The following is a 14,367-nucleotide window of genomic DNA, read 5'->3' as shown; positions in this document are numbered from 1 at the left end:
AGCCTCGTCATCGCGCGCCACCCGCCTTGCCTGCGGCAGGACAGCCCGGCGCGAACGCAGACTGTGCTAGGCTGCAACACCTCCGGAGCCTGCAATGACCAACGCGATTGAAGCTCATCTGAATGCGGCGCGTGAAGCCGCCAAAGAGGGCAGGGCCGGGGACGCCCGCAACTCATACGCCCGCGCCGCCGCCCTCAGTCGGGAAAGCGGCGCGCCCCTGCTCCAGGCCCATGCCCTGCGCCATCTGTCCGATCTGGACCGGGCGGCGGACCATCTTGAGCAAGCCCTCGCCCACGCCGAGCAGGCGGCGGCGCTCTATTCCGCCAACGGGCAGGGAACGTCGGTCGATATGGCCAATGCCTTGCGGCTCAGGGCTCTGGCGCTCGACAGCCTGCGGCGTGCAGTCCCGGCCCAGGCTGTCTGGAAGGCGGCGCGCGATCTCTATGCCGGTGCGTCAGTCGGGGCCGGGGTGGCGGAATGCGATGCGCGGCTGGCCCCTGACGCCGGAGGCTGAGCCCTATTTCTTGCCGGGAGGGGTGGTGAAGGGTGAGCTGCTGCTGACCGCCACGGAGGGTTTGGGCTTTTCGGCCTTGGGCTTGCGGACTTCCTTGTTGCTCTTGACTTGACCCTTGGCCATGGCCGCTCTCCGACGCCGCCGCTGCTCGCCGGAAAGACGGTCACAGGGGGTGATGGCCCCACCCTACAGAAGCTGGCCGGTCGTGTTCCCATCAAATCGACTTGACGAGAACAAAGCCGCAACATAGAACATAGGCAGAACACGCAATCTGGGGAAAAGATCATGGCGCGTTGGGTGAAGGATACGCTGTCGCTTGCGTCGTGCAGCGGCTTCGTCTGGATGGCGTGGCAGGCAGCGTTTCTGATCTCGTGAGTCGGGGATGGGCCAGCTCAAAGAGGGTCTGGCCATTTCCGACGCAGCCGCAGTCGCGCAGTTCATCCACCTGAGGGTCCGCTCGGCCTATTCGCTGCTGGAAGGCGCGATCAAGGCGGGCAAGGTCGCGACCCTGGCAGCGGATGCCGGCATGCCGGCTGTGGGCGTGGCCGACCGCGCCAATCTGTTCGGCGCACTGGAGTTTTCGGAAGCGGCCAAGGGGACCGGCGTTCAGCCGATCGTGGCCTGCGCGCTTCCGGTCACCGGCATCGGCGGCAGGATCAGCGACCGTTGGGCCAGGGTGCCGACCGTGGTCCTGCTGGCGCAGAATGAGGCCGGGTGGCTGAACCTGTGCGCCCTGTCGTCCTCGGCCTTCCTCGACGCCGGTTCGATGGATGAGCCGAGCGTGTCCTGGTCGATGGTGGCGGAACGGTCCGAAGGGCTGATCCTGCTGTCCGGCGGGCCCGACGGTCCGGTCGACCCCCTGTTCGTGCAGGGCAAGCCGGCCGAGGCGAATGCAGCGCTGGATGAGATGGCGCGGGTGTTCGGCGACCGGTTCTATGTCGAACTGCAACGTCACGGTCTGGCCAGTGAGAAGCCGGCGGAGCGCGGGCTGGTCGACTGGGCCTATGGCCATGACGTCCCGCTGGTCGCCACCAATGACGTTCACTACGCCAGGGCAGCGCAGGCGAAGTCGCACGATGCCCTGATGTGTATCGCGGACGGCGCCTTCACCGGTCAGGAGGATCGGCGGCGTGTGACCGGCGAACACTGGTTCAAGCCCGCGGCGGCGATGCGGGAGCTGTTCGCCGACCTGCCCGAGGCCTGCGACACGACGGTGGAGATCGCGCGCCGCTGCGCCTTCCTGGTGCCCACGCGGGCGCCGATCCTGCCGCGGTTCGAGGCCGGGGCGGGGCGGACCGAGCCCGAGGAACTGATGCATCAGGCCCGCGAGGGGCTGAAGGCGCGGCTGCAGGCCGTGACCCCGGTTGCGCCCGAGGCCGACTACTGGGCCCGCCTGGAATGGGAGGTCGGGATCATCCAGCAGATGGGTTTCCCCGGCTATTTCCTGATCGTGTCGGACTTCATCAAATGGGCCAAGAACCACGGCATTCCCGTGGGCCCGGGCCGGGGTTCGGGGGCCGGCTCGCTGGTCGCCTGGGCCCTGACGATCACGGACCTGGATCCGCTGCGCTTCGGCCTGCTGTTCGAGCGGTTCCTGAACCCCGAGCGGGTCTCCATGCCCGACTTCGACATCGACTTCTGCCAGGAGCGGCGGGAAGAGGTGATCGATTATGTCCAGGAGCGCTACGGCAAGGACCGGGTGGCGCAGATCATCACCTTCGGCACCCTGCAGGCGCGGGCGGTGCTGCGCGATGTCGGCCGGGTGTTGCAGATGCCGCTCGGCCAGGTCGACCGGCTGGCCAAGATGGTGCCGGCCAACCCCGCCAATCCCGTAAGCCTGGCCCAGGCCATCGAGATGGAGCCCCGGCTGCGCGAAGCGCGTGATTCCGAGACCGCGGTGCGCACCCTGCTGGATACGGCGCTGGAGCTGGAGGGGCTGTACCGCAATGCCTCGACCCACGCCGCCGGGATCGTGATCGGCGACCGGCCGCTGACCGAACTGGTGCCCCTGTACCAGGACCCGCGCTCGACCATCCCGGCCAGCCAGTTCAACATGAAATGGGTCGAGGCTGCGGGTCTGGTGAAGTTCGACTTCCTCGGCCTCAAGACCCTGACTGTGCTGGACCGTGCCCGGGTCTATCTGGAGCGGCGGGGGGCGGCGGTCGACTGGAACAGCCTGCCGCTGGATGATCCGAAGACCTATGAGCTGATGGCCTCGGGCCAGACCGTCGGGGTGTTCCAGCTGGAATCCCAGGGCATGCGCGACACCCTGCGCAAGATGCGCTGCGGCTCGATCGAGGAAATCACCGCACTGATCTCTCTCTACCGGCCCGGGCCGATGGAGAACATCGATATGTATATCGACCGGAAATTCGGGCGCGAGGCGGTCGACTGCCTGCACCCGTCGCTGGTCGACGTTCTGACTGAAACCTATGGGGTCATCATCTACCAGGAGCAGGTGATGAAGATCGCCCAGGTCCTGGCCGGCTATTCGCTGGGCGAGGCCGACCTTCTCCGCCGCGCCATGGGCAAGAAGAAGAAGGAGGAGATGGACTTCCAGCGCGCGCGCTTCGTGGCGGGCGCTTCGGAGAAGGGTGTGTCGGAGGAACAGTCCGGCTTCATCTTCGATCTGGTGGCCAAGTTCGCGGGTTATGGCTTCAACAAGTCGCACGCCGCCGCCTATGCCCTGATCAGCTTCCAGACCGGCTGGCTGAAGGCCAATCATCCGGTGGAGTTCATGGCCGCGTCCATGAGTCTGGACCTTAGCAATACCGATAAACTAGCTGTATTTTATCAGGATTGTCGGCGTTTTGAGGTGCCGATCAAGGGGCCGGACGTGAACCGGTCTTCCGCCGACTTCGACGTGGCATACGACGATGGAGCCGGTGCGGTCCTGTATGCCCTCGGGGCCATACGCAACGTCGGCCTCGAAGCCATGAAGCACCTGGTCGAGGTTCGCGAGACCGGCGGGCGGTTCACGGACATCTTCGACTTCCTCGAAAGAGTCGACCCTCGCAGTGTCAACAAGCGGGCGCTGGAGAACCTCGCCCGGGCCGGGGCCTTCGACAGTTTCCATTCCAATCGCCGCCAGCTGGTCGAACAGGCCGACACCCTGATGGCCTATTGCCAGAGCGTGGCCGCCGAGCGGGCTTCGTCGCAGGTCTCGCTGTTCGGCGGGGACCAGGCCGGGGCGGCGCGACCGCGGCTGAAGCCGGTCGAACCCTGGGTGGGGCCCGAAAAGCTGGACCAGGAACTGGCCGCCGTCGGATTCTACCTGTCCGGCCACCCGCTCGAGGACATAGCCCCGGCCCTGAAGCGCAAGCGCGTGACCTTCGTCGCCGAGGCCACGGCCCTGGCCGAGAGCGGGCATGAGGCCTTCCTGATGGCCGGGGTGGTCCGTCGCCGGCAGGAGCGGGCCAGCGCCAAGTCGGGTGAGAAATTCGCCTTCGTCACCTTCTCGGACCCGACCGGTGAGTTCGAATGCCTGTTCCCGCCGGAGCAGCTGCGCAAATGCCGCGAGGTGCTGGAGGTCGGGGCCTCGGTCATGGTGCGGGTGCGGGCCAAGTCGGCCGATGGCGAGGTCCGCTTCTTCGGTGACGACGCCAGCCGGCTGGACACCCTGATCGATGACGGGGCGCTCGGACTGCGCATCCATGTCTCGGCCCGGGGCGCCGATCCGGCGGCGCTGCGGTCGCGGCTGGACCGGGCGAAGTCCGAGGGGAAGGGTGGAGAGGTCTCGCTGGTGGCGTCACTGGACGGCCGCCGCGAGGTCGAGCTGAAACTGCCGGGCCGTTACCGGCTGGACGGTGCCCTGCGGGGCGCACTGAAGTCGGCGCCGGGGGTGGTGCTGCTGGAGGATGCCTAGCCGTCCTGCAGCGGGGCCTTGTCGGTCACCGCATAGACCATGATACCCGTCGCCACGGCCAGGTTCAGGCTGTCCGCCCGGCCGCGCATCGGGATTTTGACGTTGACGTCGCAGGCCTCGGCGAGGGTGTCCGTCAGGCCGGCCTGTTCATTGCCCATCAGGATCAGGGCTGGATATTCGATGGCGGCGGCGTGATGGCCGACGGTGGCGTCCAGCCGGGTGCCGATGACGCTGCCGGGCCACTTCTGGCGCCAGGCGAGGAATTCCGCCGGCGTGGCGCGGGCGATGGCGACGGCGAAGACCGATCCCATGGTGGCGCGGACCGCCTCGACGGAGAAGGGATCGACACAGTCGCCGATCAGGATGACCCCGCCGCAGCCGGCCGCGTCGGCGGTGCGGATGATGGTGCCCAGATTGCCGGGATCCCGAACCTGCTCCAGCGCCACCCAGGCCGGGGCCGTGGCGGGCTGGATGGCCTGGAGGGGCGTGTAGACCTGGTCGAAGACGCCCAGCACTGTCTGCGGATTTTCGCGACGGCTGATCTTTTCGAGGATGGCGTGGGTGACCACCACCACCTCGCCGCCGGCGGCGCGGGTCGCGGCGCGGGCGCGGTCAAGGATCGGATGGGGGCGGGCATCTTCCCCGACCAGCAACAGGCGCGGAGCCCGATGTTGATCAAGGGCTTCTCCAATAAACTTCAGACCTTCGGCGAGAAATTGGCCAGTCGACTCGCGTTCCTTGCGCATGTGCAGGGCGCGGACGTTCTTGACCGTGTCATTGGTCAGGGAGGTGATGAGGCGGTCGGCCGGTCCGGTCATTTGGCGGACCAGCGCGCAAAGAAGCTGAGGCCGATGGCGCGGCCGTCGGGACCGTCCTCGGCGAGGGCCAGTTCGCCCCAGTCGATGACCCCATCGCGATCCGCGGTCGCCTCGGCCATCAGATGGGCCAGCGACAGGCCGGAGACGCGGGCGGCATAGGCGTTGAGCAGCAGGAAGGACGCGTCGTCGGAGAGCAGGGCGGCGCAGTCCTTGAGCAGGGCCGGCAGATCCTCGAACAGCCGCCAGACCTCGCCGGTGGGCCCGCGGCCGTATTTGGGGGGGTCGAGGATGATGCCGTCGTATTTCACACCGCGCCGGACCTCGCGGGCGACGTATTTGCGGGCGTCTTCGACGATCCAGCGGATCGGGCGGTCAGCCAGGCCTGAGAGACCGGCGTTCTCGCGGGCCCAGGCGACGGATTTCTTTGAGGCGTCGACGTGGGTGACCTCGGCCCCGGCGGCAGCGCAGGCGAGGCTGGCGACGCCCGTGTAGCCGAACAGGTTCAGGATCCGGGGTTGGTTCAGGCTGCGGATACGCCCGTCCAGCCACTCCCAGTTGGCCGCCTGCTCGGGGAAGAAGGCCAGATGGCGGAAGGGTGTGAAGCGGCTGGTGAAGCGCACGTCGCGCCAGGCCAGGGGGAAGCTGTCGACCGGATGGCCGGCGAAGCGCCAGCGGCCGGTCTCGTCCTCGTCGGTTGGATCGAAGACCGCATCGGCCGCATCGAAGGCGTCCGGATCGCGGGGTGACCAGAAACACTGGGGCTCGGGCCGGACCACGGTATGGCGGCCATAGCGCTCGAGCTTGCGGCCGCCGCCGCTGTCCAGCAGGGCGTAGTCCGCCCAGGCGCGGGTGACGAGGGTCTCAGGGGTCGGGTTCAGGCGCGGCGGCATGACCCGCTGATAGGCGGAGAGGCGCGGTCCCGTCCAGCGCGGCGTGCGTTTCGGCTGTGGCCGCAGTCCGGGCCCCGGCTAACGGACCATCCCGGCGATGAGGTGTCTTGTCCCAGGTAAAGGGCTCGACCACCAGCCGCCAGGCAGCGTGGACAAAGGCGATACTGAGGAGCCCCCAGTAGGCGGGGGCCGCGATCATGTCGACCGGACCGTAGCTGACGCCGGCGCGGCGGGCTCCAATGGCGCAGGCCAGCCAGGTCGTGGCAGCCCCGAGGGTGAGCACGCTGAGCGCAAGGGCGGGTGTTTCCGGCGGCAGGCCGGCGATGGTCGCCACCAGCACAGCCGCCGCCACCCATGCCAGTGACAGCCCGTGGATGGCTGCGGAAGCCAGGCCGCTGCCCACGGTCATGGCGAGGGACAGGGCCCCGCGCCAGCCCAGTCGCCAGGGGCGACGGCTGTGCACACCGAGGGTCTGCAGATACCCCTTCAGCCAACGGGTCCGCTGGGGCAGCCAGTGGGCCAGTGACCCGGGCGGCGTCTCCCAGGTGGGTCGCGAGATCATGCCAAGACGCCAGCCATGCGCCCACAGGCGAAAGCCGAGGTCGGCATCCTCTGTGACGTTCCAGGCATCCCAGCCACCGACCGCCCGCAGCGCATCGACCCGAAAATGATTGCTGGTCCCGCCGAGGGGGAAGGGCAGGCCGAGACGCGCCATGCCCGGCAGGGCTGTCTCGAACAGGCTGGCGTATTCGGCGGCGAATTGACGTTCGAGGAACAGCCGGCCCGCCCGAATGCGCAGCGGAGCCTGGAGGCAGGCGAGGCGGCCCGTCGGGTCAGCGGCGAACCGGGCCGCGGCCTCCCGAAGTTGGAGGGGGTCGGGGGCATCCTCGGCATCGTAGACGGTCAGAAGCTCGCCAGTGGCGACGGCGAGGCCGCTGTTCAGTGCGCGCGGCTTGGTCTGGGGGCTTCCCGGCGGGATCAGCAGGAGTTTCAGCCACGGGGGCCTGACCGCAGCATGGGCGACGGCGATGGTGGCCTGATCATGGGCCTCAAGCAGGAGAAGCCCCTGCAACTTATCAGGGGGATAATCGATCCGACTGAGGTGTTCTATCAACTGGCAGACCACGTCGGCCTCGTCATGGAGCGCCGCCAGAATGGTATACTGGGGCCAGTTTGGCGGTTCCTCAGGCTGCAGCGGTCGCCCCGTGCTGACCAGGAGCAGGACGACCCGCCAGACGGCCATCCCCAGAAAGGCGGTCGCCGCGATGGCGATCAGGGTGGCACCGAGATGACCAGGCCAGAACCAGAAGGCGAGACAGAGCGCGCTGGTGAGGGCCATGATCAGCAGGATCTGGAACGGCGCAAAGGCCCGCAGGGCCGCGCTCTCTTCGAGAGGCGGTCCGGATCGCGCGGCGGCGTACCGGCGATCTGTCCGATCGCTCTTGCCGGCCCGGATCACTACCAAAGGTTATCTTCGAGGTTCGCGCAGGGCAAGTGATTGGCGCGAACAGCGGATTACCGCTATTCAGGGCGTGGACGACCGGAGCCTCCTGCGTGACCCTCGCCAGCCCTCTGACCCTGCGCTCCCGGCGCAAGCCCAAAGGGGAGGGCCATGCGCGCCGCGCGGAGATCCTCGCCGCCGCCGAACGCATCTTCGTCGAGCACGGCTATGAGGGCGCGACCATCCGCAAGATCGCCGACGAGGTCGGTCTGTCTTCGACGGCGCTCTATATGCATTTCGCCGAGAAGGGCGAGATCCTGCACGAGATCTGCCGTCAGGCGTTCGCGGCCCTGCTGGAGATGAATCAGGCGATCCTGGCCGGCTCCGACCGTCCCGACGTCCGTCTGCGCCGCATGCTGCGGGCCTATGTCGATTTCGGTTTCGCCAATCCGAACGCCTACCGCCTCATCTATATGAGCCGGCCGGTGGCGCTGCAGCACGGTGCTCTTCCGGTGGCGCAGGAACTCGGCGGTGACCTTTACCGGTCGTTCGAGGTCGTGGTCGAGGACGCCGAGGCGGCGGGTTTGCTGCGGGGGGATGCCCGTTCAACGGCCCAGGCGCTTTGGGCAGGATGCCACGGCGTGGTGTCGCTGGTGATCACCAAACCGTATTTCGACTGGGTCGAGCGGGAAGCGCTGGTGACCACCCTGCTCGAGGGCTTGTTCGCCGGCCTGCTGAAGCCGTGAAGCGACTGGCCGGGGTGTTGGCCGGTGCGTTGACCGGTGCGTTCGTGCTGGCGGGTGGTGCCGTTGAGGCCCGACCGCTGAGGGTGATGGCGCTGGATCAGTGCGCAGATCAATATGTGCTGGCCCTGAGGCCCGATGCTGAACTGGCCCTCTCGCCGCGCGCCGATGACCCCGACGCCTGGATGCGCGATGCCGCGGCGGGTCACCGGCGCGTGCGCCCGACCCTGGAGGCCGCCATCGCCTTCCGGCCCGATGTGGTGGTCCGCTACTGGGGTGGGGAGCCGCGACTGCTGGCCCGGCTTGAGGCGTCGGGCGTTCAGGTCGTGACGATCACCGATGCCAATACGTTCAGAGGCATAGAGAACAATATTGATGCAGTGTCTCAGGGACTGGGTGTCCCGGAACGTGGCGAGGCGCTGGCGGCGCGGATGGCTGCCACGCTGCGGCAGGCGGCCCCTGGGCCGGCCGGCCCCCGCCCCTCGGCGCTATATCTGACCGCCGGCGGTTTCACGGCGGGCAAGGGCACTCTGGTGGATGCGATCCTCGGTGCCGCCGGCTTCGCCAATGCGGCGGCGGGACCATGGTTCGCACCGGTCAGCGTCGAGCGGATCGCCCTGTATCCGCCAGCCCTGTTCGTGCTGGGGTTCTTTGATCAGGTGCGGGCCGACTGGCGCGGGCCGGGGCGCCATCCGGTGGTCCAGGGGGCGGCGAGGGGGCGTGTGGTGGCCCGGCTGCCGGCGGCGGCCCTGACCTGTCCGGCCTGGTTTGCGGCGGACGCGGCGGCCTTGCTGAAGACCCTACGATGATCAGACCCTCCCGGCTCACATGGGTCCTCGTCGGTCTGATTCTGGCAGCGTCAGCCTTGGGAATCCTGCTGGGCGAGACCGCTTTCGGCATGGCGCAGCTGGGTCGGGGTTTTGCCGACCCCGGTTCGGGCCCCGCGGAGGTGCTGTGGCAGGTCCGCGCACCACGCGTGGCGACAGCGCTGATGGTCGGGGCCGCGCTGGGGCTGTCGGGTGCGGTGATGCAGGGGTTGTTGCGCAATCCGCTCGCCGATCCGGGGGTCCTGGGTGTTTCCGCCTCGGCGGCTCTGACGGCGGCTACGGCGATCGTGCTGGGTGCCGCAGCGGTGCCGGGTGCGGTGGAGGTCGCGGCCCTGATCGGGGCCTGTCTGGCCGGAGGGCTGCTGATCCTGTTCTCGGCGCGCGTGCGGTCGCCGGAGGCCCTGATCCTGTTCGGTGTGGCGGTGTCCAGTTTTGCGGGTGCGGCCACGGCCCTGATCTTCAACCTGTCTCCATCGCCCATCGCCAGTGCCGAGGTCATGGGCTGGCTGCTGGGGTCGGTGCAGAACCGCAGCTGGATCGACGTCGCCTGGGTGACCCCGGCGGTGCTGGTTGCAGGCGCGCTGGCAGCCCTGTCCGCCCCCGGCCTGCGGATGCTGAGCCTCGGGGAGGAGACGGCCCGGACCTCGGGCCTGCCGATGGCGCGGCTGAGACTGCTGGCGCTGGCGGCCACGGCGCTGGCAACCGGGGCGGCGGTGGCGGTGGCCGGTGTGATCGGCTTTGTCGGCCTGGCGGCACCGCATCTGGTGCGTAGCGCCGTGCGCGGTGATCCGGGCAGGCTTCTGCTGCCCTCGGCGCTGGCGGGCGGGCTGATGCTGGTGATCGCGGACCTGCTGGCGCGGATGACCCCGACGGATCAGGAGCTGAAGCTCGGCGTATTCACCGCCCTCGTCGGTGCCCCCCTGTTCGCCATGATCGCCTGGCGCGCGGCGCGGGAGTGGCGACTGTGACCGCCCTTGCCTTGATTGGCGCGACGGCGCGGCTGGGCGGACGGACGGTGCTGGACAGCGTTGACCTCGCCGTGGACGGCGGTGAGCTGGTCGTTGTGGTCGGTCCGAACGGAGCGGGTAAATCAAGCGCGATCCGGGCCCTGGCCGGGGTGTTGCCGCTGACGGGTGGACAGGCACAGCTCGCCGGGGACGCCGTCGCAGCCCTGTCAGCCCGGGTGCGGGCCAGTCGGGTGGCCTATCTGCCGCAGGAACCGCGGATCGCGTGGAACCTGCCGGCGGTCGAGGTTGCCGCGCTCGGCGCGCCCTTTCTCGCAGAGGCTGACGCGCTGGAGCGGGCGCGCGCGGTGCTGGACGAGGTTGAGGCCGGGCATCTCGCCGACCGGGGCGTCGCCGAAATGTCCGGTGGAGAGCGGGCGCGGGTGCTGCTGGCGCGCTCGCTCGCCACGGAGGCAAGGGCGCTGCTGGTCGATGAGCCGACCGCCGGGCTGGATCCCGAGGCACAGCTGATGGTCCTGGAGCGGTTGAAGGCGCGGGCCGCTGCGGGGCAGGCGGTGCTGGTCAGCCTTCATGACCTGGGCCTTGCCGCGCGGTTTGCGGACCGGGTGGTGGTCATGAATGCCGGCCGGGTCGAAGCGCATGCGCCACCTCTGGCGGCGCTGACACCTGAGGTCATGGCCCAGGTGTTCGGATTGTCGTCCTGCTGGATCGAGGGGCCGGACGGGCCGCTACTGTCGATCGGCCGCTATTCGGACGGTTCTGCGGCGGGTGTCTGCAGCCCCTCTTCACCGGCATAGCTGTAGGGGCGGGGCCCCGCCGGGGTGCCGCGCCGCAGGTCCGACGAAAGGGTCAGGGTGGTCGAGCCGCCGTTCAGGCGTGCGCGATAAACCTGCATGTTTTCCATGACTCGCATCATATAGTTGCGGGTCTCTGTGAACGGTGCGCACTCGATGAAATCGACCGGATCAACGGTGCCGCCGCGAGGGTCGCCGCAGCGGGCGATCCACTGCGGGGGACGACCGGGACCGGCATTGTAGCCGATCGTCGTCAGCAGCATCGATCCACCGAAATCATTGGTCAGGTCGCCGAGATGGAAGCTGCCGAGCGTCATGTTGAAGTCGGCGTCGTACAGCCGCTCGTCTGAATAGGGCATGCCCAGCTGGCGGGCGACGCTGCGACCGGTGGCGGGCAGGAACTGCATCATGCCGCGCGCATTGGCGTGGGACCGGGCGCGCGGGTCAAAGCTGGATTCCTGCCGGGTGATGGCCAGGGTGAACTCCAGCGGCGCGGCACCCGCCACGGAGGGCGGGATCCGGACCGGATACTGGCGCTCGGGCATCAGGAAGCCGCGCTGGCTGGCGGCCCGGCCGACGATCATGGCGGTGAAGCCTTCGCCATAGCTGCGCGACAGGTCCATCAGCAGGGCGAGTTCAACGGGTCCGGGCAGGTCGTCATCCAGCTGATAGGCAAAGACGCGGAACAGGCTCATCTCGCCGGTCTCGCCCAGGATGCGAAGGGCACGGACCATTTCATGGCCCTGGAAAGCGGCGATCTCGGTCTCGGTCGGGACCGGATCGGCGGGCAGGCTGATCGTGGTCAGGCCGGCCTTTTCGGCGGCCAGCTGGCCATAGAAGGTCTGGATATGGCGGGCGCCGTCCCGATAGTACTGGATGGCGGCGGGGGTGTTGCCCTCGGCCTCGGCGGTGCGACCCAGCCAGTAGAGGGCGCGGCCCTGGGTGATGGGCGTCGAGGACATCTGGCGCAGGGCCTCGAAATGACGCGCGGCACGGGCCGGGTCGTTCAGCTTCACAAGGGCCGCCCAGCCGGCGAAGAATTCCGCATCGACCTTGCGCTCGCCGGCGGGGAAGCCGTGCCCGGCCATGGCATCATAGGCGGCCTGGCTGTCGCGCCGCTCGAGGGCATCGAGGAAATAGTTGCGGCGTTCGCTCCACAGGGTGTTCTGGCCCTCGGTGTGTGACGGTGCCGCGGGCAGGGCGCGCAGCAGGGCGAAGCCCTCGGACTGGCGGTTCTGTGCGCGCAGAATGCGGACGCGTTCCAGGGCCACGGCCGGGTCCAGCGCCTGGGTCGGGCTGAGATTGGCGACAATGGCGTCCGGGCTGTAGGCGGTGCGCAGATCCATGACGACATTGGCGACGACCTGGCGGTCTGCCGGAACCAGCTGGACCATGGCGCGGGTGGCCGGACCGTGCGGACCGAGCAGCAGCATGTTCAGCCGGGCTTCGTGGTCAGCCTGGGTCAGGCTCGAGCCCCAGCGGGTCAGGATGCGGGTCTGGGTCGCCTCATCGAACGAGCGGGTGCGCCACCAGTCGGTGATCAGGCGGCGGGCTTCGTCCGACCGGCCGCGCTGGTCGAGGGCGTCCGCCAGGGCGATGACACCCTGGACTGTTGTGGGGCCGCTGCGGCCGAACAGGTCGATGACGACGTCGGGGGCCACGGAGGCACGATCGAGGGCCCGCTCGGCGGCGGCGTTGCGGCTCTCGGCCCGGGGCCAGCCGGCGAAGGCGGGGCGGGCGGCCGCGAGGTCACTGAACGGCATCTGGTCGGCCGAGGTATCCAGCAGGGCCCATTCCACCAGTTTGCGGGCGACGGGATCGCTGATCTGCGCGGCGATGTTGCGGGCACCCGGGATATCCCGCGCACGCGCGGCGGTCAGTCCCTGACGGAAAAGAGCCGTGTCCTGATCGTTCAGCAGGCGCGGCTGGTTGCTGACCGGACCCGGGACCACGGCGCTGTACGGGACTTCCTGGCGAATCAGGGCCTCGGGCGCGGGGCCGAGAAGGGCCAGGGCGGCCGCCAGGCTGGTAATGATCATGACCTGTCCGATCTCCATGCGTCGCGGTTGCGGTTGGGCGACCGGCAACCTACCCTCCCACGCTGACCTATCCGGCGACTGTCGCCCCGATTTTCCACGCAGGACCAACTGTCTCAATGACCGCTCCCTTGTTCAAGGGCGTGATCACCGCCCTGATCACACCACTTCGTGACGGAAAGGTGGACGAAGCCGCCTTCACGCAGCTTCTGGAACGCCAGATCGCCGCAGGCATCCACGGCGTCGTGCCGATGGGCACGACGGGCGAGAGCGCTTCGCTGTCGCTGGATGAGCACAAGCGGGTGGTGGAGCTGTGTGTCCAGGTCGCCGCCGGGCGGACGCGGGTCATCGCCGGGGCCGGAGCGTCTGCGACCGAAAAGTCGATCGAACTGGCGCGGTTCGCCAAGACGGTGGGTGCCGACGGGACCCTGATCGTCACCCCCTATTACAACCGACCCTCGCAGGCGGGGCTGGCGCTGCATTTCGAGGCGATCGCCGAGGCCGTCCAGCTTCCCTTGCTGCTGTACAATGTGCCCGGCCGGACCGGCGTGGACATGGCGAACGAGACGGTGGCCCGACTGGCGGCCCATCCGAACATCGTCGGCATCAAGGACGCGACCGGCGATCTCTCGCGGGTCAGCTGGATGCGGGCGAACATCAGCGGCCAGTTCGACCTGATCTCGGGGGATGATCCCAGCTATCCCGGCTACCATGCCCAGGGCGGCGTCGGCGTGATCTCGGTGACGTCCAACGTCGCACCGGAGGCCATGGTGGCCCTGCACGAGGCCGCGGCCGCGGGCGACTATGCGACAGCGCGTGATTGGCAGGACCGGCTGATCGGCCTGCACAAGGCGCTGTTCCTCGATAACTCGCCGGCCCCGACCAAATATGCGCTCGCGCGGCTGGGCCTGTGCAGCGAGGAGATCCGGCTGCCGCTCGCGCCGACGGCCGACGCCGTGAAACCCGCCATCGACCGCGCCATGGAAGAGGCAGGCATCGGCTGATGGCTTCCACGGCGCCGAAAATGAAGATCATCGCCGAGAACCGTCGGGCGAAATTCGACTATTTCCTCGAGGACTATATCGAGGCCGGCATCATGCTGCTCGGCACCGAGATCAAGGCGCTGCGGGACGGCCGGGCCAATATCGCCGAGAGCTATGCGGCCGTGGAGGGGCGCGAGATCGTGCTCGTGAACGCCGACATCCCGCCCTACAAACAGGCCAACCGCTTCAACCACGAGCCGCGCCGGCACCGGAAGCTGCTGCTGCACCGCAAGCAGATCGACAAGCTGATCGGGGCTGTCCAGCGCGACGGCCAGACCATCATTCCGGTCAAGCTCTACCTGAACGAGGCGGGCAAGGCGAAGATCGAGATCGCCCTGGCCAAGGGCAAGAAGCTGCACGACAAGCGCGAGGCCACGGCCCAGCGCGACTGGCAGCGCGACAAGGCCCGGCTGATGAAGGACCGGGGGTAG

The 14,367-nt window shown here is 68.5% G+C and carries 13 protein-coding genes; 8 read left to right on the top strand and 5 right to left on the bottom strand.

Annotated elements, in window-relative coordinates; genetic code table 11:
* Positions 1 to 94 precede the first annotated feature (94 nt).
* On the top strand, positions 95 to 514 hold the full coding sequence (locus tag Q0053_RS05970; protein ID WP_298097379.1) for a hypothetical protein: 420 nt from the start codon (positions 95 to 97) through the stop codon (positions 512 to 514).
* A gap of 3 nt (positions 515 to 517) precedes the next feature.
* On the opposite strand, the gene Q0053_RS05965 is transcribed toward Q0053_RS05970, so the two are convergent.
* Positions 518 to 637, bottom strand: a complete 120-nt coding sequence (locus tag Q0053_RS05965; RefSeq protein WP_235561751.1) for a hypothetical protein — start codon at positions 635 to 637, stop codon at positions 518 to 520.
* 259 nt (positions 638 to 896) lie between these two features.
* Here Q0053_RS05965 and dnaE point away from each other — a divergent pair, with 259 nt between their 5' ends.
* Positions 897 to 4,379: a DNA polymerase III subunit alpha gene (gene dnaE / locus Q0053_RS05960; protein ID WP_298097377.1), complete on the top strand. Its 3,483-nt coding sequence runs from the start codon at positions 897 to 899 to the stop codon at positions 4,377 to 4,379.
* Here dnaE and Q0053_RS05955 read toward each other — a convergent pair.
* From Q0053_RS05955 to Q0053_RS05945, 3 genes are read right to left on the bottom strand one after another with little or no spacing between them, the layout of a single operon-like run.
* A complete protein-coding gene (locus Q0053_RS05955) occupies positions 4,376 to 5,197 on the bottom strand; it encodes an RNA methyltransferase (RefSeq protein WP_298097375.1) in 822 nt (273 codons plus the stop codon). The two genes, dnaE and Q0053_RS05955, sit on opposite strands and share 4 nt — an antisense overlap.
* Entirely contained in the window at positions 5,194 to 6,087 is an 894-nt protein-coding gene (locus Q0053_RS05950) for a class I SAM-dependent methyltransferase (RefSeq protein WP_298097373.1), read from the bottom strand. Before Q0053_RS05950 ends, Q0053_RS05955 begins: the two co-directional genes overlap by 4 nt.
* Positions 6,059 to 7,546, bottom strand: coding sequence for a glycosyltransferase family 2 protein (locus Q0053_RS05945; RefSeq protein ID WP_298097678.1), 1,488 nt, complete (start codon positions 7,544 to 7,546; stop codon positions 6,059 to 6,061). Before Q0053_RS05945 ends, Q0053_RS05950 begins: the two co-directional genes overlap by 29 nt.
* A 95-nt stretch (positions 7,547 to 7,641) precedes the next feature.
* Here Q0053_RS05945 and Q0053_RS05940 point away from each other — a divergent pair, with 95 nt between their 5' ends.
* From Q0053_RS05940 to Q0053_RS05925, 4 genes are read left to right on the top strand one after another with little or no spacing between them, the layout of a single operon-like run.
* The gene (locus tag Q0053_RS05940) at positions 7,642 to 8,274 is read left to right on the top strand and encodes a TetR/AcrR family transcriptional regulator (RefSeq protein WP_298097371.1); all 633 of its coding nucleotides are present in this window, start codon (positions 7,642 to 7,644) and stop codon (positions 8,272 to 8,274) included.
* The gene (locus Q0053_RS05935; RefSeq protein WP_298097369.1) at positions 8,271 to 9,080 is read left to right on the top strand and encodes an ABC transporter substrate-binding protein; all 810 of its coding nucleotides are present in this window, start codon (positions 8,271 to 8,273) and stop codon (positions 9,078 to 9,080) included. Before Q0053_RS05940 ends, Q0053_RS05935 begins: the two co-directional genes overlap by 4 nt.
* A complete protein-coding gene (locus Q0053_RS05930) occupies positions 9,077 to 10,066 on the top strand; it encodes an iron ABC transporter permease (RefSeq protein WP_298097367.1) in 990 nt (329 codons plus the stop codon). Before Q0053_RS05935 ends, Q0053_RS05930 begins: the two co-directional genes overlap by 4 nt.
* The gene (locus Q0053_RS05925) at positions 10,063 to 10,860 is read left to right on the top strand and encodes an ABC transporter ATP-binding protein (RefSeq protein WP_298097365.1); all 798 of its coding nucleotides are present in this window, start codon (positions 10,063 to 10,065) and stop codon (positions 10,858 to 10,860) included. Before Q0053_RS05930 ends, Q0053_RS05925 begins: the two co-directional genes overlap by 4 nt.
* On the opposite strand, the gene Q0053_RS05920 is transcribed toward Q0053_RS05925, so the two are convergent.
* A complete protein-coding gene (locus Q0053_RS05920) occupies positions 10,809 to 12,896 on the bottom strand; it encodes a transglycosylase SLT domain-containing protein (protein WP_298097363.1) in 2,088 nt (695 codons plus the stop codon). The genes Q0053_RS05925 and Q0053_RS05920 overlap by 52 nt on opposite strands.
* 116 nt (positions 12,897 to 13,012) lie before the next feature.
* Between Q0053_RS05920 and dapA the strand changes: the two genes are divergently transcribed.
* Together dapA and smpB are read left to right on the top strand one after the other, a co-directional pair.
* Positions 13,013 to 13,897 (top strand): 4-hydroxy-tetrahydrodipicolinate synthase, encoded by an 885-nt coding sequence (dapA, locus tag Q0053_RS05915; protein WP_298097362.1) that lies wholly within the window; start codon positions 13,013 to 13,015, stop codon positions 13,895 to 13,897.
* Positions 13,897 to 14,367, top strand: a complete 471-nt coding sequence (gene smpB, locus Q0053_RS05910; RefSeq protein ID WP_298097361.1) for an SsrA-binding protein SmpB — start codon at positions 13,897 to 13,899, stop codon at positions 14,365 to 14,367. Before dapA ends, smpB begins: the two co-directional genes overlap by 1 nt.

It is taken from the genome of Brevundimonas sp. (genome assembly GCF_027487935.1).
In the GTDB taxonomy this organism is placed as follows: domain Bacteria; phylum Pseudomonadota; class Alphaproteobacteria; order Caulobacterales; family Caulobacteraceae; genus Brevundimonas.
This window is presented reverse-complemented; position numbering and strand designations above follow the sequence as displayed.